The sequence below is a fragment of the Microcoleus sp. S36a_B3 genome (assembly GCF_036700745.1).
Classification (GTDB): Bacteria; Cyanobacteriota; Cyanobacteriia; order Cyanobacteriales; family Microcoleaceae; genus Microcoleus.
Map to the genome: position 1 here is coordinate 76,255 of NZ_JAUBPN010000021.1, position 21,032 is coordinate 97,286.

Here is a 21,032-nt window from a genome sequence, read left to right on the forward strand (position 1 = left end):
ATCAACAGTCAACAATCAACAGTCAACAATCAACAGTCAACAGTCAACAATCAACAATCAAATTTTAAGAATCATTAGTCGTGCCATCGGGCATAATTGCCCGCCTCAAATCTGCATCGCGGAAGTTAGTTCGATTGAGATTAGCATCAATCAAAACCGCTTCCACCAAAACAGCCCCGCTAAAATTAGACCAGCACAGCTTGGCACGGTACAAATTAGCCCCGCTCAAATTAGCTCTTGCCAACGTTGACCAACTAACATTAGCAACTCTCAAATTAGCATTACTCAGATTAGCGTCGGTGAGATTAGCTCCAACCATAGTTACTTGGCGCAAATCTGCACCAGTCAGGTTGGCCCCGCTCACCATCGCCCCGCTGAGAATTGCCTGAGTCAGATTAGCTCTTTCTAAAAGCGACTCGCTGAGGATGGCATTTGTCAGGTTTACCGCTTTGAGAGTTGACCAACTCAAATTTGCCTTCATCAAATTAATGCGAATCATGCTAGCGTCGGTTAAGTTGGCCGCAAACAAATTCGCTTCGGTAAAGTTGGCTTCGGTCAAATTAGCTTCGGTCAAATTAGCCTTGGTCATGTTGACTTCTCTCGCCATTGATCCGCGCAGGTTGGCTCCCATCAGGTTAGCCCCGCTGAGATTGGCCCGGCTCAAATCGGTACCGATGAGATTTGCTTCGCTGAGGTTGGCTTCTGTCATGTCCACCCCTGCCAATTTCACCTCGCGCAAGTTCGCTCCCGTCAGGTTAGCGCCTTTAAGGTTTGCGTCTTGGAAATTCGATCTGGTAAAGTTAGCCTCGCTGAGGTTTACCCCTTTTAAGTCGGCCCCGACGAGGTTAATCTCTCGAAAATTTCTTTCTCCGGCCGCATATTGCCTCAGAATTCGATCGGCCTCCATGTCATTCGCCTCGCAATTTTTTTTAAACGTTAGAGTGATGGGTGTTACCACATCATCCCAGATAACCACGGTATTCACTCTGCACGCTGTAGTATCTGTAGAATTTTTCCCTTGCTTTCCGGACACTGCTGTGCCACTGCCTCCTAAAAGGTCTGACAAATATCAAAGCTTCTGAGAAAATCAACAATAGGGTAAAACTCTCGGCGCTCGGCACTGAGTCAGTCGATTTTAGATTTTAGATTTTAGATTTGCTCCACAGATTCATCTGGGAGCCGGAACTTTGGTCTAAAATTATGGGCTCACCACGACGATTATCGGAAACTTGTATTCGTTTTTGGGCGAGCTGGCAGTTGACAACTGACAACTGTCAACTGTCAACTGTCAACTGTCAACTGTCAACAGAGAAAGGAAACTTTAAAATGCCTGAAAATTTGAGAAGCCAAGCTGTGACTGGAGGCGTGCAGCGCGCGCCCAACCGAGCAATGCTGCGGGCAGTCGGTTTTGGTGACGACGATTTCACTAAGCCGATTGTGGGGATTGCCAACGGGTACAGCACGATTACGCCCTGCAATATGGGATTGAACGACCTCGCTTTGCGGGCTGTTGCGGGTGCAAGGGAAGCCGGCGCCATGCCACAGACATTCGGTACGATTACTATCAGCGACGGGATCTCGATGGGAACTCAAGGGATGAAATATTCTCTGGTGTCGAGAGATGTGATTGCGGATTCGATAGAAACTGTTTGCAACGGCCAAAGTATGGACGGGTTGCTGGCTGTCGGCGGTTGCGATAAAAATATGCCGGGGGCGATGATTGCGATCGCCCGCATGAACATTCCTGCTATTTTTGTTTACGGCGGCACGATCAAACCAGGACACCACAACGGACGCGATTTAACCGTTGTCAGCGCTTTTGAAGCAGTCGGTCAATTCAGCGCGGGCAAAATTGACGAAACAGAACTCAATGCAGTCGAACATAAAGCTTGTCCGGGCGCTGGTTCTTGCGGCGGGATGTTCACAGCAAATACGATGTCGAGCGCTTTTGAAGTGATGGGCATGAGTTTGCCTTATTCTTCGACAATGGCTGCTGAGGATGCCGAAAAAGCTGACAGCGCTGCCGAATCTGCAAAAGTTGTCGTGGAAGCTGTCCGCAAACAGTTGTTACCAAGCCAAATTTTGACGCGCAAGGCCTTTGAAAATGCGATCGCGGTAATCATGGCAATCGGCGGTTCGACCAATGCTGTGCTGCATTTATTAGCCATTTCCAATGCGATCGGCGTTGAGTTGTCCCTCGACGATTTTGAAACTATTCGAGCAAAAGTACCAGTGCTGTGCGACCTCAAACCCAGCGGCAAATACGTAGCAACCGATTTGCACAAAGCCGGCGGCATTCCTCAAGTAATGAAAATGCTGCTAGAAAAAGGTTTGCTGCACGGAGACGCGCTGACAATTACCGGCCAAACTGTTGCTGAAGTGTTAGCAGATATTCCAGCCGAACCCCGCACCGACCAAGATGTCATCCGCCCTTGGAACAACCCGCTTTACGCCCAAGGACATTTAGCAATTCTCAGAGGAAATCTGGCAACAGAAGGAGCCGTTGCTAAAATTACTGGCGTTAAAAAACCGCAAATTACCGGCCCGGCGCGGGTATTTGAATCTGAAGAAAATTGTTTGGATGCAATTTTAGCGGGCAAAATTCAAGCCGGCGATGTGATTATCATCCGCTACGAAGGGCCCAAAGGCGGGCCGGGAATGCGCGAAATGTTAGCACCAACTTCGGCAATTATTGGCGCAGGTTTGGGCGATTCCGTAGCATTAATTACTGACGGCCGCTTTTCTGGCGGAACTTACGGCATGGTTGTCGGTCACGTTGCACCGGAGGCACAAGTAGGAGGCACAATTGCTTTAGTAAAAGAGGGCGATTCGATTACGATTGATGCTAAGAATCGGTTGTTGCAGCTCAATGTTGCTGATGCAGAATTGGAGCAGCGCCGAGCAGCTTGGCAAGCTCCTAAACCTCGCTATACTAGGGGCGTTTTGGCTAAATACGCTAAATTGGTTTCTTCTAGCAGTCTTGGTGCTGTGACTGATTTGGGTTTGGGTTAATTTGGAGTTTTTGTAACCGCAGATGAAGGCAGATTAACGCAGATGAACGCAGATCGGATTTGATCTGCGTTCATCTGTGTCCATCCGGTGATATCTGCAGTTACAAAAATCCTAAATTAACTACGCTGATTCAAAAAGCGGCTAGCCATCGACATGGCGTCAGTAATATCTACGTCGCCGTCTCCATCGGCATCTAAAAACGTATTCAAAACGGGATTTTGGCCTTGGGCTGGATTATTTTGAGCGTTGCCGCCGGTTTGCAGCAAATTCAGCAGGATCGGCACTAAAACAGGTATCATTGCTTGCACTGTTGTGTTATTTAAACCGGTTCTTTGGGCGATGTCGGCGATGATTTGCGTTAGTTGACCGGCTCCAAACAAACTCTGTACTGCTTGCGGATTGGGGTTTGTGCCGCTAAATTGGTTGACAAGTTGTTGAGCTTGTGCTTCTCCCGACTGCGATCGCACGTCTTGTAATGCCGATCGCACGTATCCGCCCAAAACCGACATCGCCAACTGAGTCGTACCCGCATCCACGCCCTGGTTGCCGCTCAACTGCTCTACCGCACCGATAATGTTGCCCAACTGATTGGAACTTGCTTGTTGGTTAGGATTGTCGATCGCGTTCAAAATTTGGTCAAATAGTCCCATGATTTTCGTTCCTTGCTGTATTTGTTCCACTCTAGATTAACCGATCGCCAATTGCCAAATTCCCCATTACAGAACTTATATCAAGTTCGGGTAATTACTTATAATATCCGACCGAGACGGGTTGACTAAATTGTTGGTTTTAGGCAATTATTGACAGGTTAACCCAATTGCCAATAACTAATGACTGCTATAGCAATCTTAAATCATTTGAAAAATCCTACGCAAGCAAGATGCTTACACTAAAAATATTCGAGTCTAAATCGATTTTGCTGCTGATTTACGGCTGCCATAAATAATGATACCAAATCTAGGTAATATACCTCCTTTATGATTGAACCGCGAAGACGCAAAGAACGCGAAGAGAAGAGGAAACAGAAGAGTCAGAAGATAAAGGGGGTGGCAAACTCTGATTTGGTATGACTGCTGACTAATGACTACTAAGAGGGCGGGCACGCACCATCCACCGCCCCTACCAACTGACTACTGACTACTGACTACTGACTACTGACTATTGACTAATGACTACTGACTACTAATGTTTGATCGGTAGGGCGATCGCAAATTCCGTCCCCCTTCCCACCTCCGACCAACAGTTAATCGTCCCGCCGTGTTTCTTGACAATAATTTCGCGGCCGATTGCCAATCCCAAACCAGTACCTACACCCCTCGGTTTAGTCGTAAAGAACGTTTCAAACATTCTTTCTTGACTGGCCGCAGGTATCCCCGTACCGTTATCGGAAATTCGCACTACCACAGAGTCGTCGTCCAAGTATTCTGTAGTGATTGAAATTTTCGGCGAAAAACTAGATGTTTCTGCTTGCTTTGACTCAAAATTAGATTGTTTTTTCGCCTCTTCATAGCTAATTTTTTCAACTTTTGCTTTTTCTTCCACAGCATCTAGTGCATTGCTGATCAGGTTGACAAACACCTGGTAAAGCAAACCCATGTAGCCTTCAACTTTGGGAATCTCCCCGTAATTTCGCACCACTTCAACGCCCTGTTTGACCCGGCTGTTGAGAATCAGCAAACTGCTATCTATGCAGGCGTGTAAATCGACTGGCTGAGGCGCTGTATCGTCGAGGCGAGAAAAATCTTTCAAACTCAAGATAATGGCTTTGGCTCTTTCAGCACCCACTTGCATTGAGTTAAATATTTTCATCAAATCTTCTTGGATAAAATCGAGGTCTATGGCTTCTGCTGTGGCGGTGACTGCAGCAGGCGGGTTGGGTATTTCTGTTTCGTAAGTTTTGAGCAAATCTAAAATATCTTCAACGTAAGTTTTTGCCGGATCGATGTTGGCATAGATAAAATTGATTGGGTTGTTAACTTCGTGAGCAACACCGGCTAGCATCCTCCCCAAAGTTGCCATTTTCTCATTTTGAAGGATATGAATTTCTTGCTCAGATTTCAATTCTTCTAGCAAGTTATTTACTTTCTGAATCAGTTGGTTGAACGAAGCGGCTAATACTCCCACTTCATCGGTGCTGGTAACTGGTACTTGCAACTGAAAATTAGATTCTTCCGTGACTCGCTGCGCTATTTTGGTGACAGCGGCGAGGGGTTTGGCGATCGCCCTACTGGTAAAGCTCGCCAGCAGTGCTGCAATTACGATCGACAGTGCCATGCTACCAAAAATTATTTGCACCCGCAGCACCTGCGCTCGCAGCAGGGCTTCCCGTGCTGCATCTTCTTGCTCTTGGGCGCGATCGATAATTACTCCTAAATCATTAGTCGCTTTCTCTAATTTCAACCCAATTTTATTTCGCTCTAAATTCAACAGCAACTTGCGTTTCACACTTGTTTGAGCTAGCGAATTTGGCATTTTACTAATTTGAACGTTAACTGTTTCTAGCTGCTGAATGTAATTTGAAATAAGCGAATTATAACTTTTTATAAAAGCCTGTAAGCCTGCTGCCTGTTCCATCTCTTTCTGATTTTTAACTTCAGATAGCGACAACTTCAAAATGTAGATATTATTTTGTAGCTGTTGGTATTTGCTGTCAAAAATTTCGGGCTTTTCTATCCCGTAAATCAATCGCTGTTGGCTGTTTTGCGTCCGCAGCAAAGCCACCTGCAACTTATTTAAAAGCTGACTTTCTCGATCGATGTGTAGTTGATTGTTAGTTCTGCGATAGTAATGATTCCCCGCCAGCATCCCGATAGTCGTACCCCCAATCGCAACACAAAGAGCCAATGCGTAGCCGCGGCTGATTTTGTCGCTAATACTGAGGTTTCCGAAGGAGCGGGCTATGTGAGCAAAATAATTAAGCTTTAGTAGGTGGCTCTGTTTGATTTTATACTGGAAAGATGTAGGAAGTTCTTGTGAAGCCTGTTTGTGATGTTTGAGCTGCATAGATGCGAACCTGTGAATAATTCACGCACTGAGAATTAAGTCTAACTTAATTCGCGGATCATTAGAAAGTAGGGCATCGATAATTAATGTGATAATTTTTGTTAATGAGGACGCTCTTACCCTGTCTGAGAAACCGGGATCGTTTAAGTTTTGTATTTGAGCGTGCGAGCGTCCCCGCTGGCGTATTGTTACTCGCGAGCGTCCCCGCTCGCACTATAATAAAAAAAATGCTTTTTGCAAAACCCAGATGCTCCCGAGAAACCTGGTTTCGGGTTTCCGTTGTCAGAGCTTCTAGGACGCACTTATACTATTTTATATTTTAGAATAATTGGGAATAACCAGGGCTAAAAACGGAGATATAGCTTTTCTGTGCTCTCCTATGAGGTACTATGCAGCATAGGGCATAGAGCATAGGGCATACCTCACTTTTTTGATAACCGCTATAAGCCCCAGACATGAATCGTGGAGAGCCCAAAGTTAAAGTTCCCAGACTCATCTTTCCACTAAATCTAAAATCTACAATTTAAAATCGATTGACTAATTTGGTAAGGTTTGGATCGCGGACTCGATCAGTTGGATTCAAAGAATGGAAGTGGTATTTCGTTAAGAAACCGTGTTTCTACGTAACTCAATGCGATATTTATTTTTTTGATAAAGAAGTGTGGCTTGAGGGGCTATCGAATAAATCACAGATTAAATCATTAGGTGTTCGGGCGGGTGAACGCACCAAGAAACAGCCTGCATCCGCTACAATTGCAGCTTTAGGCGCGCATTTGTCCGCCTGCACTCCGCTAGCACTCAAACCCGCTTGCATTCTGCTGACAGCACAAGCACAATCGGGATTTGCAGACTAAGCAGTGCGATCGGGCACTCGATCGGTTCCGAATTATCATCACAATGTAAGAATCAAAGTATAACCCTTTTATTTGCCGCCCCCTCATGCCTTTGCCGCGCCTGTTAACCTTAATTGCTGCTTTCTGCCTCACCCTGGGGCTGATTATTGGCCTGATAAGTTCCTTGACAGGGCTTTACAGTCAAGTTGCGCTGTCTGCTTCTCCGTTGCTGGCTAATTTGCTGATTTTCCTAATAATTATACTTTTGGGAACGCTAATTTTTGCGCTGTTTTATTATTTTAAGCTGCTGCAACGTCCGGGAAAAGTTAAGGGAAAACGGGCGATTAATCCGAAGGTTCCTGTGGTCAAAAGTGAGGCTGCTTCGGAAAATCTTCAAGCAATTAGGCAGCAAGTCGATCGCATTCAAGATGAAGTAGCGCGGCAAGCTTTGCTGTTGAGAGCCCGCGAAATTGAAGCTAACATGGCACGCGGCAATGTTCGGATCGTGGTTTTCGGCACCGGTTCTGCGGGGAAAACTTCGGCTGTCAATGCGTTGGTGGGGCGGATGGCGGGAGAGGTGGGCGCGCCGATGGGAACTACGGAAGTTGGAGAAACTTACACTCTTTCATTGAAAGGAATCGATCGCGAATTAGCAATTACTGATACCCCAGGCATCTTGGAAGCGGGAGTTGCGGGGACTTACAGAGAGGAATTGGCGCGTCAGTTGGCGGCCCGGGCCGATTTGATCTTATTTGTTTTGGACGGCGATTTGCGTAAATCTGAGTACGAACCGCTGCGGACTTTGGCAGAAATTGGCAAAAGGTCGATCGTGGTTTTTAATAAAGTTGACCTTTATCCCGACAGCGACAGAGACGAAATTCTCGATCGACTGCGGCTGCGAGTCAAAGGTTTTGTATCAGCAATGGATGTAGTTGCTATTAGCGCCAACCCGCAAAAAGTTGTACTAGAAAGCGGCACAATATTTCAACCAGACCCGGATATGATGCCATTAATTCGGCGCATCGCAGCAATTTTGCGAGCCGAAGGCGAAGACTTAATTGCCGACAATATTTTGTTGCAATCTCAGCACTTGGGAGACCAAGCGCGCAAGTTAATTGACGCTCAAAGACGGCGCGCCGCTGATAAAGTAGTAGAGCGATTTCAGTGGATCGGAGCCGGAGTAATTGCCGTCACGCCTTTGCCGGTTGTGGATTTGTTAGCGACAGCAGCAGTTAACGCTCAAATGGTAGTAGAAATTGCCAAGATTTACGGCTGCGAATTAAATATCGATCGCGCCAAAGAATTGGCATTGTCTCTGGCAAAAACTCTAGCAAGTTTGGGAATAGTAGAAGGCGTAATTCAAGTAGTTTCAAGGGCGCTGCAATTAAGCGTAGCTGGGTTTGTGCTCGGCAAAGCAATTCAAGCAGTCAGCGCCGCTTATTTAACCAGAATAGCCGGCAAAAGTTTTATTGAATATTTCCGACACGACCAAGATTGGGGCGACGGCGGCATCGCCGAAGTTGTGCAAAGGCAGTTTCAGTTAAACCGCAAAGACGAGTTTGTCAAAGCATTTGTCAAAGATGCGATCGCCCGCGTCGTCGAACCTCTCAATATTTATCAGCAACCAGAACCGGAACCAGAATTAGAAATGCCAGCAGAAGTGGAACCAGAACTATTGTATAAGCAGCAAGGCGACGATTGGGAAACCAACAGCAACAAGCGCCAAGATGACTGGTAAAACGTAAATCCTGCAGGGGCGGGTTCACCAACAATCTTTGATTCAGACAAACAATCTACATCAACCCGCCCCCACCACGCGACAGAATTAGATCCCGCGTGCGGAATGCGAGTCCGATCTATAATGCAGTATTAATTTAACTTAAGATTTGTTTGAATTTAGAATTTATGCCCTGGTGCGTCGAAATCGGGTTTATTCACGAAAACATTTGATTGCAGCAGGTCAAAAAGAGCAAAGATAATTAATTTCTGAGGGCGGGAGTACACCGTCTATTTAAATTTATCCTAATTTTTAATGTACGGGGAAAGCTTTGGTTAAAACTTTATATTTCGGGAAAATTTGATCGCCCTCCGCGTAGATTTATCGGCAAGTTGATGCACTGCTAGCGGCCAGTTTTAAAACTAAAAAGCACCCACCATTCCGACGGCTGCTGCAATTTGTACTACACTCAAAGACGAGGGGGACAGTTGACAGCGGTATTTTCCCCTAATTTTTGACTGTAGCCAGATTCAAAAGTGCGATCGACCTCGCGGGAGATTGAGAAATCAACGTGATTTTTTAATCAGATGTTCTGGGAGTCTCTGGTGCCGCATTTTATTAAGAAATTTTACAATAATTTTACACGTTGGGGAGAATCCGGGGGGTTCAAGTCAAACTGTGCAATTAGCGATCGGATCGAACCGAATTTTGATAAGATTTAAGGTTGATAAAAAATTTGCTATTGTCCGTCGGAGTAAAAACAATGAGCGATCGACCAATCATTCTCGGTATTGTCGGAGACAGCGCAGCGGGAAAAACCACCCTGACACGGGGAATTGCCCAAGTATTGGGGCCAGAAAATGTCACGATAATTTGCACGGACGACTATCATAGGTACGACAGAAAGCAGCGGGCAGAAATCGGGATTACAGCACTGCATCCTGACTGCAATTATCTAGACATCATGCAGCAGCACCTGGGCCTGTTGCGTACCGGACAAGCAATTCTTAAACCTATTTACAACCACGACTCAGGTACATTCGATCCGCCGGAATACATCCAGCCCAATAAATTTGTAATAGTTGAAGGTTTGCTTGGTTACTCAACTCGTGCAATCCGCGATGCTTACGATGTAAAAGTGTATCTCGCTCCCCCAGAAGAGTTGCGAACTCAGTGGAAAGTTAAGCGCGATACTATGAAGCGCGGTTATACTGAAGAACAGGTGCTTGCAGAAATGCAAAAGCGGGAAAATGATTCAGAAGATTTTATTCGTCCCCAGCGTAAGTTTGCCGATGTTGTAGTTAGTTTTTACCTACCCGAAGAGGACAACGCAGTAAATTTGAATGTCCGTTTAGTGCTCAGACCGACAATTCCTCACCCGGATTTTACTGAAATTTTAGCTCAAGGTAGCGATAGCTTTAAACCTGCCATTCGTTTGGGACTCGATCGCGATATGGGCAAACCGGTTGACGTGTTGGAAGTAGACTCCCACGCTACTAACGAACAAGTAAACGAACTGGAAAAGATTTTGTGCAACGAAATGCCGCACCTGCGGGGTTTTTGCAGCGCCCAAGGCAACCCGGAAATTGGCAAACTAATCGGGACAACTGGTGAAGTTCTGCAAAGTTACCCGCTAGCTTTGACGCAGTTGCTAGTTTCATATCACATGATGAAAGCAATCCATTTGTATTAGTTAGTTGGTGGTTGGTTAGTTGTTATTTGTTAGTTGTTATTTTTTTGCTAGTTAGTTCTAATTCCGAATTACCAATTACCACTAACTACTGCCAACTAACTACTGCCAACTAACTACTGCCAACTAACTAATGACTCATGTACTAACAAATTCAGATTAAAAGTCGCTAATTGCTGAAGCTGCATTGAGAATGGCAATTGACTTTGAGGTGCGGGTAACATTTCGCCTCGGAAGTCGAGGAGGGTAACGAGTAGCAGGTAGGCAACTGCTAAGACTATAGAAATCACGCCGGTGATAATAGCAATAATTTTTGAACGTTCCATATTCAGTAAAAATCAATGGCAGGTAGTATTAGTTTAACATTAAAAAGAGCAATTCAGTAAATCCACCTAATTCAATAAAATACGGGCTATTAAAAAGCTTGTTGTGTGTGCCTTCTTCTTCCTTCTTCCTTCTGCCTTCTGCCTTCTGCCTTCTGCCTTCTGCCTTCTTCCTTCTGCCTTCTTCCTTCTTCCTTCTTCCTTCTTCGTGATGACTGATGACTCTCTGTAATGCAATAGAATATAATCAGATACTGCTTATTTAGATGACGAAAATGGAACCTCTTATAGATGCGCCAACTTCCACCGAGATGCCCGGAGCTACCCCAGTGGTGGAAATATTTAATCTGGGGAAGTTCTACCGTACCGGCTTCTGGATGAACGAAAAAATAGAATCGCTCAAAAGTTGCACTCTGACTGTCTCTGAGGGGGAAACTTTCGGGTTGTTAGGGCAGAATGGAGCGGGGAAAACTACGCTGCTGAAGGCTTTGCTGGGGATAGTGCGGCCGACTTCTGGCAGGGGGCTGCTGTTGGGGAGGCCTTTGGGCGATCGCAACGTGAAGCGGCGCGTCGGCTATTTGCCAGAAAATCCCTACTTTTACGATTATCTCACGGGCTGGGAATTCTTGCAATTTGCGGCGGGCTTGTTTGAAATTCCCCGCTCGATTCAGCGGCAGCGAATTCCGCATTTGTTGGACTTAGTTGGGCTATCTCAATCGGCGGCAATCAAAAAACAGTTGCGCCAGTATTCTAAGGGAATGCTGCAACGGATCGGCATGGCTCAAGCTTTGATTAACAATCCAGATGTGGTATTTTTGGATGAGCCGATGTCTGGTTTAGATCCGATGGGGCGCTATCAGATGCGGGAGATAATTTTATCGCTAAAAAATCAAGGAAAAACGATTTTTTTTAATTCACACGTACTGTCGGATGTGGAGAAGATTTGCGATCGGGTGGCAATTTTGGCTCGCGGTGAGTTAATCTGCATTGGTGCGATCGACGAACTTCTGGGAAATACTAAAACTTACCGGGTTGAAGGTAGGGGCGGCCACTTGAATATCCTCAAAAAATGGATACCGGATATGGAAGTTGATAATGATTTGTGGTACGGGCATTTGCAGGGCGAGCCGAAGGAGTTTATTTCTAGTCTGAGCGCGACGGGAGGGCAGCTAATTGGGATGAATTTGGCTAAGCCTTCTTTGGAAGAGTTTTTTATGCAGCAACTGCAAGAAAGAGGCATTTATTCAAGCAGTTGAAGTTGATAAATTGGCGGGTGAAACCGGGCGGTTGAAACCGCGGCTACACATACAAAGTCCGCCTTCGCGGACTAAGAAAACGGGCAATATGCCCGTTCCACAAGAGTTTAATTTTCTTGTGGGGAGTAGGGGTTGGGCATCTTGCCCGCCTCTGAAAGGCTAATATTTTTTACTTCCTTTAACAAGGGCAACTGTAGATTTGCACACACCAACTCTGCACAATTCCACTGCCGCAAATACTCATATACTTCAGAAATAATCGCATTTGCTGCATCTAAATCTTGTGCTTGAGAGGCATGATAGTGCGCTCTGATTAAGGGCTGAATATCCTCGATATCTTGCCATTCCGATTCTGGTTTCAGGGGAATACTCATATAATAATTATAAGCTTGGTTGTGGGCGGTACAGATTAAGGATTGTCGAGGATTGTGAAATGATTTCTCTGGCTGTCAGCTAGGTTGGACGGTGCATCTGGTGACGGTGCATCTGGTGACGGTGCATCTGGCGGGCGATCGGGCATACAGCTTATCTGCTCTTGGGAGAAATGTAAAGTTTTGTAACAAAATAGGGCGCTCTGCATAAAAAGCAGAGGAAGGCCCTGATAGATATTTAGGAAAGCTTGCTAGGCGGGCTTTGCTGGTTTTGACGCAACTATATTTTTGAGGAGATGGGATTATGACGAATATTAGCTTAGGGCCGACGATTGATGGAAGTTTGAGCACCACTGATCCTCAAAACCCTCAAAGATTAGGTATAGCGAGAAATCCTGTTGACGGAATTTGGCTACAAGTTAAAAACTTTATTAGGCGTTGATTTTACTGCTCTAAGAGTTTTGCTTCAGTTAAACAATTGGTGGAGATTTTCTTCAAGTATCAACTTTTTAATTCTCCTGACTTCAAAAAGTATGATGCTTTTGCCAAACTGATTTAGAGTCGCTATGTTCACCCAAGTAATAGTTAGATGCAAAAAAAAGTTTCTTCAAGCAAGCTTTTTTGCTGCAAAATTACTGAGTTTAATCTAAACAATTTTAAGCTCAATTAAAGCAACTGAAAAAGTAGCAAGCCCATAATTTCCCATTTTCCAAATAGCTAAAGGTAGATCATGTCACACAAAATCTCTGAAACTCCAAAAGCGATCGCATTTATCGATACTGCTGTCCCTAATTGGAAGACTCTAGTTGACGGCGTTACCCCTGGAACAGAAGTAATCCTGCTGGATTCTAACCGCAACGGGGTAGAACAAATTGCTCAAAAACTGCGGGGCGGTAACTTCTGTGCAGTTCACGTTGTATCCCACGGCGCTGTCGGTTCTCTGCAACTTGGCAATACGGTGTTGACTTTGGATACATTGAGCGATTCCACTCCAAGCAATATCATAAACGAAAAAAACCGGGGTGTAGTGTCTCTTTCCCCCTCCCGAAATTGCGACTTTGTGATGTGGGTAAAGGAATGGGCAAAGGGGCTGACAAGTAATGCTGAGATTCTTCTGTATGGCTGCAACGTAGCAAAGGGAGATTTGGGTGCTGCTTTCGCACAGCGGTTGAGTCAGCTAACAGGGGCTAATGTGGCAGCTTCTACGAGTCTGACTGGTAGTGCTCAGAAAGGCGGCGACTGGGAATTGGGGTATACAACTGGTGCGATGGAGGCATCTTTGGCGTTTGGACCACAGGTGCAAGAGGCTTACCAAGGAATTTTGGCGATTAAAGTCACTTACGATGCACTATTTCCTGCACAAGCAAAAAATGCGTTTGATTACGCAGTTAATATCTGGAATCGGCTAGTTGACACATCAAAAGCAGACGTAGAAGTTAAGGCTACTTGGTCATCATCCTTGGGTTCAGGTTCAGGAACTCTTGGTAACACCTCTTCGACGGATGCTCAAAACTTTACTGGTGCTCCGTTACCAAATATCAGATATCCGTTCCCGCTGGCAAATCAGTTAGCTAGCAAGGACGTTAATGGTGCGACAAATCCAGACGTTGAAGTGCAGATGAATAGCTTAACCGACTGGTATTTTGGTACTGATGCTAAACCAGTATCTACACAGTTCGATTTTTCCACAGTTGCCTTGCACGAACTCGGTCACGCACTGGGGTTTATTGAAACTTCTTTTTTGGATACTTCCAACCAAGGAAGGTACCTAAACGGTACTCCCAACATCATGGATACTTTCAGGGAGAATATTGCTGGCGAGCGTCTTTACCCTACTTATCCATCCCCTTCTATTGCGTTAGGCGCTCAATTAACTAACGGCAATGGTTTCTTTGGGGGTGCAAATGCGATCGCAGCCAATGGTGGCAACCGCCCCCGACTTACCGCATCCTCTATCGATCTTGATTTTAAGCACTTAGAAGATTCTATTTATCCATTCGGGGACCCCAATACCTTGATGATACCTGCAAGACGTCCAGGAGAAGCCGTCCATACTCCCGGTCCAATTGGCCTTGGGGTACTTCAAGATTTGGGTTGGAAATTGAACGCTGAGTTAGGGGTGAATGTGACTGTAGACAATGCCACACCGAAAGAAGGAGATACCGTCACCTATACCGTCACCGCTAAAAACTCTCCCCTTCACACTTTCAATAGTGTTACTTTGGGTGGCAATGCTAGTAACGTCAAGCTGACGAGCTTGTTGCCAACAGACCTCACCCTCACAGGAAATACCCCCAGCCAAGGCACTTACGACCCTACTACTGGTATCTGGAACTTAACCAACTTAGCTGTTAATGGCACTGCGACCCTTAGCCTCAAAGCCACAGTAAATTCTGGTAGTACCGGAAAAACTATCTCTAACAACGTCGCGGTTACTTCGGACAACAATGACCCTGATGCCACCAACAATAGCAGCAAGGTTGACATCAGTGTAGGATCATCAACGGCAACTCCAACGCCAACGCCGACTCCAACGCCAACTCCAACACCAACGCCAACTCCGACACCAACGCCAACTCCGACTCCGACTCCAACGCCAACTCCGACTCCGACTCCAACGCCAATTCCAATTCCAACTCCAACTCCAACTCCAACGCCAACTCCGACACCAACGCCAACTCCAACTCCAACTCCAACTCCAACGGGAACACCAACTCCAACGCCAATTCCAATTCCAACTCCAACTCCAACTCCAATTCCAACTCCAACGGGAACACCAACTCCGACACCAACTCCAACTCCAACTCCGACACCAACAACTCCAACTCCAACAACTCCGACTCCGACTCCAACTCCAACAGCTCCGACTCCAACAACTCCAACTCCAACACCGACACCTGCACCGTTAGTATCCATCTTTTCACCCAAACCTAATGCCACAGACGGCGGCGAACCGACGGGACTGCCACAAAATCTTAGCGGGCCTGGATTTTACTTCTTCACAGACAATGCTGATACTGTTATACCGCCAGAGGCGATGGGCAAAGGAATCGTAGCCCTATCGGGAAATGACTCTTTAACAGGTACGAATAACGATGAAATCTTCAGTGGTAATCAAGGTGCTGATACACTTAACGGACTGGGTGGTAATGACATTTTGTTGGGCGGAAAAGGCTCTGATAGCATTGATGGCGGTGCTGGTAACGACTTTCTCAGCGGCAATAATGACAATGACAGCCTAATAGGAGGAGATGGCAATGATGTTATACGGGGCGGCAAGGGAAATGATACTCTCAATGGCGGTGCTGGCGACGATATACTCATAGGCGATCGCGGCCAAGACATTCTCACAGGCGGTGATGGCAATGATGCTTTCTTCTTAGCCGTAGATGAAGATTCAACTCCGATTAATCAAACAGATGTGATTGCGGACTTCCGCCCTGGAGATTCAATTGGTTTGAGCGAAGGACTCACATTTTCTGCTCTGACTTTTGAGCGTGTGAATTTGCAGCTTGACGGCGCGGCACCTGTGGCTTCTACGGCTATCAAAGCGGGTGATAATTATTTGGGTATAGTCTCTGGGGTAGCTCAAGATGCCCTGAATGCTAGCGTTTTCTTCAAAGTCTAGATCGATCGCACGGACTGGATCGAGGCATCTGTGCAATTGGGTTCGGCAGCCAGGGCTGGGGTTTCTAGCTATCCTACATGGGTAATTGGTGGTCGGACCCATAACGGTATGATGTCTATTCAACAACTAGCCAACATAAGAATAAGTATTGCAGGACTTGTGCGATCCGACTAAGAAACCGGGTTTTTACCGAATCTTTGGGCTTCGGCGAATTGTTTTCGCAAAAACCCGGTTTCTGGGCCCTATGCGTAAGTCATAATACAGATAAATCGCGTTTTTATCTATCCCGATCCATTGCGTTTATCTGCAGTTGCTAAAAAGAGCGATCGCCCTTTACGACAAAAAGAGCGATCGCCCTTTGCCATTTCTCACAAAAACTCAACACGCCCAACCATTTCGTCAGGCGTGTACACTTCATAAATCAAAACCAGAGCTTCAATGATTTGTCCGATCGAACGAGTCCCTTGCTTACAATAAGCAATACCTGGATGCTCGCTGCTAAGACTAGCAATCGTTAAAAAATCATCATCGTGAGTCATAATCACCCGCTTTTGTTCGCAGATAAATGCTAACTGCGATTCATCAGTCTGAGCAAGCAATCCCGCCTCAATAGTGGTTGTAACATCAATTAATCGTCTACGCAACTCTCGCGCCACAGCCGATTTAACATTCTCATCTAAATGAAAGCGGATGCGTTCACTCACATCTAATTTCCCTCAGCTTTTCCTGCAAACGAGAAGGTGGGTTCTGACGCTTCAACTCTTCAACAAAAGCATCTGATTCAGCAGTGCGGCGGTCAATTTCTCCTCGATTATCGTAATAGTAAGTCATGGCCGCATGAACCGAAGCCGGCGACAAATTATAGTCCCTAGCGATTTCTTCGATCGACTCTCCCATATTAAGATACATTTGGGCGATATGTGCTACAGAAATTCGATGACCTGCAATGCGTGGTTTACCACCAAGCACTCCCGGTGTAATTTCAATATACTTTGTGATGACTGATTGCTTAGACATAAAGCGTCAAAGGCTCCTAATTGATAATATTTAAAGATATTTAATTTTAGCAAAAACAGACGAAGTGTGCCCTTTCATCCATCCGCATTCACCTGCGGTTAAGAAATAACCACCATCACTGCGCCAATATTTCCCTAACTCTTTCCCGAAACAAACGCACCGCCGCCCTTTGTCCAATACTTTTACTTTGCTCTATCAAACCCGGAATTTCTGCGATCGGCAAAAACGGAAAAGCCAAACTGTTCTCCCTCTCTTCGTAATTCCCCTCAACCAATTGATAAACTACAAGACATTGGTTGCGATATCTCCAAATTTCAGGCACGCCCAGAGCAGCATAGATTGAAAACTTATTCAAAGAAGAACTCGTGTAGTCTGATTCTACTACTAAATCCGGTGGCGGATCTACCTGCAAATCGATACTTTTACCTCTAACTACAGATTCATTTTGAACGTAAAAGCAGCTATCCGGTTCAATCGCACGAGTTAAATCTTCCCGTTCCAAAGTAAGAGCACCGAGCTTTCTTACCTCGATATCTAGTGCGTCTGCGAAAGCTTCCACAAAGCTTTCAATCATTCCCTTGGGTTCTTCATGTTCTGTGAGTGGCATTCTGATTTCTAAAACCCCTTCAGCATAAGCAATTCTCCACGCTCTACCGTCGCCGACATCAGACATTATCGCTTTAAATGTTTGCCATTTAATGCCTGTCAAAGTAATTAATTTTTCCTCGCTACTTTGCTGAGGAGGAGTCAATGTGGTTGTTACCATAGGAGGTACGATTAGTTAAATTTTGATTGATTTTAGCATAATCTTCTAACATCTGGGTTCATCCCCGTTCATCTGCCTTCATCTGCGGTTGCTAAAAAGTGCGATCGCCCTTGACGACAAAAAGTGCGATCGCCCTTAACGACAAAAAGTGCGATCGCCCATTTTCAATTACTAACCAGAAATCACCTGATTCAGCAAATGAGCCTGAGAACCCTCCAGCCGAGGGCCGTGAATCTGCACCACCAGAGAAGCCAAATAATTGCCCCAACGAGCCGCTTTTGTAGCACTCAAACCATTAGTAAGCCCAAACAAAACACCGCCGGCAAAAGCATCACCAGCACCCACAGTATCGATCGCCTTTACGGGAAATCCAGCCACATCCACAATCTGTTTATTTTCCACCACCATGCAGCCTTTGTCCCCATTTGTGATCAAAGCCAAATCCGAAATTTCGCTCATCTTCCGGGCGCATTCTTCTAAAGATTCCTCCTTAAAAAAGCTACGAACTTCATCAGCATTGCAAAAAATCACATCGCAATATTCCGAAACCACCTTGTGAAAATCATCGGAAAATCGATCGACCAAAAAGCCATCCGAAAAAGTAAAAGCTACCTTCACGCCCAGACGCTTAGACTGTTCCATCGTCTCAATACTAGCCTTTCTCGGATCGGGAGCATCCCAAAGATAACCCTCAACATAACTGTACTTGCAGTGAGACAGGCGATCGACATCAATATCAGTCGCCGCCAGAGTAGTAGAAACCCCCAAATTCGTACACAGAGTGCGTTCCGCATCCGGCGTAGTCAACACGACACAAGTACCCGTAGGCCCGTTAGACTCAGCAGGATGCACATTAAAATCAATCCCCGCCTCCAGCAAATCTTGCCGGTAAAATTCCCCGTTAGTATCCTTAGCAACCTTCCCAGAATAATAGCCTTTACCGCCGCTCTGAGCCAAACCAATCATCGTATTTGCCGCAGAACCCCCCGATCGCATTTGCAGCGAAACCTGCTCCAAATCGTGCAAAATCCCCCCCTGCGTTGCCGAATCCATCAGCGTCATCCCACCGCGATTCAGCCCGTGCTTGAGGACAAATTCATCTTCCACCAATGCTAAGATGTCTACAAGGGCATTGCCCACGCCAAACACATCCACAGAACCGGAATTTTGATTATTTTCTGTCATTGTTACTTTTTGGTTTACACTAACTATCAACTCTATAATAAATCGGATAAAAGTCAACATCCAAAATTCAAAATTAAAAATCATAAATCCAAAAAATTAAACCCACAATCCACAAATCACAAATTTCTAATCCACAATCTAAAATCTAAGATCTAAAATCCACAATCTAAAATCTAAAATTTAAAATCGATATGTCTTACCTCCCACCTCTGATTCAGCAAATGTTGCAGCCGGGGTTTTACCCGCACAGTGTCACAGAACCGGTGCAGCTAATTCAAACTCATGCTTCCTTTGTTTTGCTAACCGGAGATTATACTTACAAAATCAAAAAGCCAGTCAACTTTGGCTTTATGGACTATTCCACTTTAGAGAAAAGACAGCATTTTTGCACCCAAGAATTGCTGATGAACCGGCGCACAGCACCGGAAATTTATCTCGAAGTTTTGTCAATTGTTCAAAGGGGCGATTTGTTTAAATTTGTAAGCGATTCAGCGGAGATAACTCCGGCAGAAGTGGCTGTAGAATACGCGCTGAAAATGCGGGAATTTCCTCAAAATTCGCTGTTTCTCAGTTTGTTGGAGCGCGGACAGTTGACCGAACAACTTATGGCAGAGTTAGGGCGGGAAGTTGCCAAGTTTCACAGCACGGCAATTACTAATAGCTACATTCGCACATTTGGCGAAGTCAGTCAGATTCGCACAGCAATAGATAACAACTATCTGATTTCCCAAAAATATATCGGCGGGCCGCAGACTCAGACTCAATATCAAGAGACTAAAGATTATACTGATGCGTTTTTTGCGAAAAATCCAGAATTATTCGAGCGGCGGATTGCCAACAATAAAATTCGCGAGTGTCACGGAGATTTGCACTTGCGAAATATAGCATTGTGGCAAGATAAAATATTGCTGTTCGACTGCATTGAATTTAACGAGCCTTTTCGTTTTGTTGACGTGATGTACGATGTCGCTTTTACGGTGATGGATTTGGAATCGCGGGGGCGCAGAGATTTAGGCAATGTTTTTCTCAATACTTACATCGAACAAACAGGCGATTGGGAAGGACTGCAAGTGCTGCCGCTGTATTTAAGCCGTCAAGCTTATGTCAGAGCAAAAGTCACTTCGTTAATGTTGGACGATGCCTCGGTTTCAACTGCCCAAAAAGCCGAGATTTCACAGACAGCAGCTAATTACTATAAACAGGCTTGGCAATACACAAAACCGCGTCGGGGAAAGTTAACTTTGATGTCTGGTTTGTCTGGTTCTGGGAAGAGTACGGTGGCTCGATATTTGGCTCACCGCACTGGGGCAATTCAGATTCGTTCCGATGCTGTTCGCAAACATTTAGGCGGAATTTCTTTAAATGAACGCGGCGGGCAAGATTTGTATTCGGATGAAATGACGGCGCAGACTTATGGTAGATTGTTAGAGTTGGGGATAATTCTGGCCGACCGAGGTTGGAATGTGATTTTAGATGCTAAGTTCGATCGCCAAAAATTGAGAAGCGATGCGATTAATCTGGCTCAATCCCACGGCTTGTCCTGGCAAATCATTTACTGCACCGCACCAATTGCTGTATTGCGAGAACGGCTGCAACAGCGCCGGGGCGATATTGCCGACGCGACAGCAGAACTATTGAGCTCGCAGCAAGCAGAAGCAGAAGCTTTTACAGAAATTGAGCAAATTTCTGTAAACATTATAGATACCGCGCAAGATTTAGAGGTACAATTAAACTTGATTTGTGGGGAGTAGTTGCAGCGCGATCGCCCTTGCCAATCTTACCTATCTGCTAATATTGTCAATATCTTTCTGTACTATTACAAACACAACTTGCAGCTCATGCCAAAATTTACCGGAGACTCCAAAGGGTTTAGCCCCGCGCTGATATGGTTTGTGTTATTTACCGTTGGGTTTCGCTTAGTCGGATGTACCCTGCCGGTGAGTCTCGGCCTTGGTGTCCTCGGCGGGGTAGCAGCAGGTTTAACTGTCGCTTGGTGGCACAACGAATTACTACTCAACCCCAATACAGGTTCTAAGGATAAAACCTCGGACGCTATACTCAATAAAGAAGTAGTGGAAACGGGCGGCAATAGATATATCAAAAGCTCCCGGCGCGAAGCTACTTCACTGTTTGATTGGCTGTCGAAAACAGAAGACCGCCGCTAGCACATAAAAAAGTTTTTAGTATTGAGTTTTGAGCTTTAAGTTAAAGCGTTCAAAATTCGGCGTTGC

17 protein-coding genes are annotated in these 21,032 nt (G+C 45.5%); 7 read left to right on the plus strand and 10 right to left on the minus strand.

Translation table 11 applies throughout. The annotated features are described in order from the left end of the window. Positions 1-64: 64 nt before the first annotated feature. Positions 65-907, minus strand: a complete 843-nt coding sequence (locus QUA01_RS20565; protein ID WP_333092378.1) for a pentapeptide repeat-containing protein — start codon at positions 905-907, stop codon at positions 65-67. A 419-nt stretch (positions 908-1,326) separates the two neighbouring features. On the opposite strand from QUA01_RS20565, the gene ilvD reads away from it, so the two are divergent. Beyond that, complete coding sequence (gene ilvD / locus QUA01_RS20570; RefSeq protein WP_333092319.1) at positions 1,327-3,012, plus strand: dihydroxy-acid dehydratase; 1,686 nt, start codon at positions 1,327-1,329, stop codon at positions 3,010-3,012. Between the two features lie 116 nt (positions 3,013-3,128). Here ilvD and QUA01_RS20575 read toward each other — a convergent pair whose 3' ends face one another. Both QUA01_RS20575 and QUA01_RS20580 read right to left on the minus strand, forming a co-directional pair. Next, on the minus strand, positions 3,129-3,662 hold the full coding sequence (locus tag QUA01_RS20575) for a hypothetical protein (protein ID WP_333092377.1): 534 nt from the start codon (positions 3,660-3,662) through the stop codon (positions 3,129-3,131). A gap of 532 nt (positions 3,663-4,194) precedes the next feature. After that, positions 4,195-6,015 carry a sensor histidine kinase gene (locus QUA01_RS20580; RefSeq protein WP_333092318.1) on the minus strand — a complete coding sequence of 607 codons (1,821 nt, stop codon included), beginning with the start codon at positions 6,013-6,015 and terminating at the stop codon, positions 4,195-4,197. 939 nt (positions 6,016-6,954) lie between these two features. Between QUA01_RS20580 and QUA01_RS20585 the strand changes: the two genes are divergently transcribed. Together QUA01_RS20585 and QUA01_RS20590 are read left to right on the plus strand one after the other, a co-directional pair. Continuing rightward, positions 6,955-8,586, plus strand: coding sequence for a YcjF family protein (locus QUA01_RS20585; protein WP_333092317.1), 1,632 nt, complete (start codon positions 6,955-6,957; stop codon positions 8,584-8,586). A gap of 742 nt (positions 8,587-9,328) precedes the next feature. Then, positions 9,329-10,258 (plus strand): phosphoribulokinase, encoded by a 930-nt coding sequence (locus tag QUA01_RS20590; RefSeq protein ID WP_333092316.1) that lies wholly within the window; start codon positions 9,329-9,331, stop codon positions 10,256-10,258. Between the two features lie 113 nt (positions 10,259-10,371). On the opposite strand, the gene QUA01_RS20595 is transcribed toward QUA01_RS20590, so the two are convergent. Both QUA01_RS20595 and QUA01_RS20600 read right to left on the minus strand, forming a co-directional pair. Next, on the minus strand, positions 10,372-10,581 hold the full coding sequence (locus QUA01_RS20595; RefSeq protein WP_333092315.1) for a hypothetical protein: 210 nt from the start codon (positions 10,579-10,581) through the stop codon (positions 10,372-10,374). Between the two features lie 66 nt (positions 10,582-10,647). After that, complete coding sequence (locus tag QUA01_RS20600; protein WP_333092314.1) at positions 10,648-10,815, minus strand: hypothetical protein; 168 nt, start codon at positions 10,813-10,815, stop codon at positions 10,648-10,650. A gap of 38 nt (positions 10,816-10,853) precedes the next feature. Here QUA01_RS20600 and QUA01_RS20605 point away from each other — a divergent pair, with 38 nt between their 5' ends. Further along, the gene (locus QUA01_RS20605) at positions 10,854-11,834 is read left to right on the plus strand and encodes an ABC transporter ATP-binding protein (protein WP_442921575.1); all 981 of its coding nucleotides are present in this window, start codon (positions 10,854-10,856) and stop codon (positions 11,832-11,834) included. A 107-nt stretch (positions 11,835-11,941) separates the two neighbouring features. Here the strand turns inward: QUA01_RS20605 and QUA01_RS20610 are convergent, their stop codons facing one another. Then, positions 11,942-12,208 carry a hypothetical protein gene (locus QUA01_RS20610; RefSeq protein WP_333092313.1) on the minus strand — a complete coding sequence of 89 codons (267 nt, stop codon included), beginning with the start codon at positions 12,206-12,208 and terminating at the stop codon, positions 11,942-11,944. 727 nt (positions 12,209-12,935) lie between these two features. Between QUA01_RS20610 and QUA01_RS20615 the strand changes: the two genes are divergently transcribed. Further along, the gene (locus QUA01_RS20615) at positions 12,936-15,833 is read left to right on the plus strand and encodes a DUF4347 domain-containing protein (RefSeq protein ID WP_333092312.1); all 2,898 of its coding nucleotides are present in this window, start codon (positions 12,936-12,938) and stop codon (positions 15,831-15,833) included. A 368-nt stretch (positions 15,834-16,201) separates the two neighbouring features. On the opposite strand, the gene QUA01_RS20620 is transcribed toward QUA01_RS20615, so the two are convergent. The 4 genes from QUA01_RS20620 to QUA01_RS20635 all read right to left on the minus strand — a co-directional run bounded on the left by QUA01_RS20620 (position 16,202) and on the right by QUA01_RS20635 (position 18,801). After that, the gene (locus tag QUA01_RS20620; RefSeq protein ID WP_333092311.1) at positions 16,202-16,537 is read right to left on the minus strand and encodes a DUF5615 family PIN-like protein; all 336 of its coding nucleotides are present in this window, start codon (positions 16,535-16,537) and stop codon (positions 16,202-16,204) included. After that, positions 16,530-16,850, minus strand: coding sequence for a DUF433 domain-containing protein (locus tag QUA01_RS20625; protein WP_333092310.1), 321 nt, complete (start codon positions 16,848-16,850; stop codon positions 16,530-16,532). Before QUA01_RS20625 ends, QUA01_RS20620 begins: the two co-directional genes overlap by 8 nt. Positions 16,851-16,965: 115 nt before the next feature. Next, the gene (locus QUA01_RS20630) at positions 16,966-17,616 is read right to left on the minus strand and encodes a Uma2 family endonuclease (protein ID WP_333092309.1); all 651 of its coding nucleotides are present in this window, start codon (positions 17,614-17,616) and stop codon (positions 16,966-16,968) included. A 171-nt stretch (positions 17,617-17,787) separates the two neighbouring features. Beyond that, entirely contained in the window at positions 17,788-18,801 is a 1,014-nt protein-coding gene (locus QUA01_RS20635; protein WP_333092308.1) for an adenosine kinase, read from the minus strand. A 191-nt stretch (positions 18,802-18,992) separates the two neighbouring features. On the opposite strand from QUA01_RS20635, the gene QUA01_RS20640 reads away from it, so the two are divergent. Beyond that, a complete protein-coding gene (locus QUA01_RS20640; RefSeq protein WP_333092307.1) occupies positions 18,993-20,552 on the plus strand; it encodes a bifunctional aminoglycoside phosphotransferase/ATP-binding protein in 1,560 nt (519 codons plus the stop codon). 87 nt (positions 20,553-20,639) lie between these two features. Further along, positions 20,640-20,966 (plus strand): hypothetical protein, encoded by a 327-nt coding sequence (locus QUA01_RS20645; protein WP_194070975.1) that lies wholly within the window; start codon positions 20,640-20,642, stop codon positions 20,964-20,966. Positions 20,967-21,032 lie beyond the last annotated feature (66 nt).

Coding starts and splice junctions, on each gene's coding strand:
- QUA01_RS20565 (WP_333092378.1), bottom strand. CDS start 907: ATGGAGGCCGATCGAATTCTGAGGCAATATGCGGCCGGAGAAAGAAAT.
- ilvD (WP_333092319.1), top strand. CDS start 1,327: ATGCCTGAAAATTTGAGAAGCCAAGCTGTGACTGGAGGCGTGCAGCGC.
- QUA01_RS20575 (WP_333092377.1), bottom strand. CDS start 3,662: ATGGGACTATTTGACCAAATTTTGAACGCGATCGACAATCCTAACCAA.
- QUA01_RS20580 (WP_333092318.1), bottom strand. CDS start 6,015: ATGCAGCTCAAACATCACAAACAGGCTTCACAAGAACTTCCTACATCT.
- QUA01_RS20585 (WP_333092317.1), top strand. CDS start 6,955: ATGCCTTTGCCGCGCCTGTTAACCTTAATTGCTGCTTTCTGCCTCACC.
- QUA01_RS20590 (WP_333092316.1), top strand. CDS start 9,329: ATGAGCGATCGACCAATCATTCTCGGTATTGTCGGAGACAGCGCAGCG.
- QUA01_RS20595 (WP_333092315.1), bottom strand. CDS start 10,581: ATGGAACGTTCAAAAATTATTGCTATTATCACCGGCGTGATTTCTATA.
- QUA01_RS20605 (WP_442921575.1), top strand. CDS start 10,854: ATGGAACCTCTTATAGATGCGCCAACTTCCACCGAGATGCCCGGAGCT.
- QUA01_RS20610 (WP_333092313.1), bottom strand. CDS start 12,208: ATGAGTATTCCCCTGAAACCAGAATCGGAATGGCAAGATATCGAGGAT.
- QUA01_RS20615 (WP_333092312.1), top strand. CDS start 12,936: ATGTCACACAAAATCTCTGAAACTCCAAAAGCGATCGCATTTATCGAT.
- QUA01_RS20625 (WP_333092310.1), bottom strand. CDS start 16,850: ATGTCTAAGCAATCAGTCATCACAAAGTATATTGAAATTACACCGGGA.
- QUA01_RS20630 (WP_333092309.1), bottom strand. CDS start 17,616: ATGGTAACAACCACATTGACTCCTCCTCAGCAAAGTAGCGAGGAAAAA.
- QUA01_RS20635 (WP_333092308.1), bottom strand. CDS start 18,801: ATGACAGAAAATAATCAAAATTCCGGTTCTGTGGATGTGTTTGGCGTG.
- QUA01_RS20640 (WP_333092307.1), top strand. CDS start 18,993: ATGTCTTACCTCCCACCTCTGATTCAGCAAATGTTGCAGCCGGGGTTT.
- QUA01_RS20645 (WP_194070975.1), top strand. CDS start 20,640: ATGCCAAAATTTACCGGAGACTCCAAAGGGTTTAGCCCCGCGCTGATA.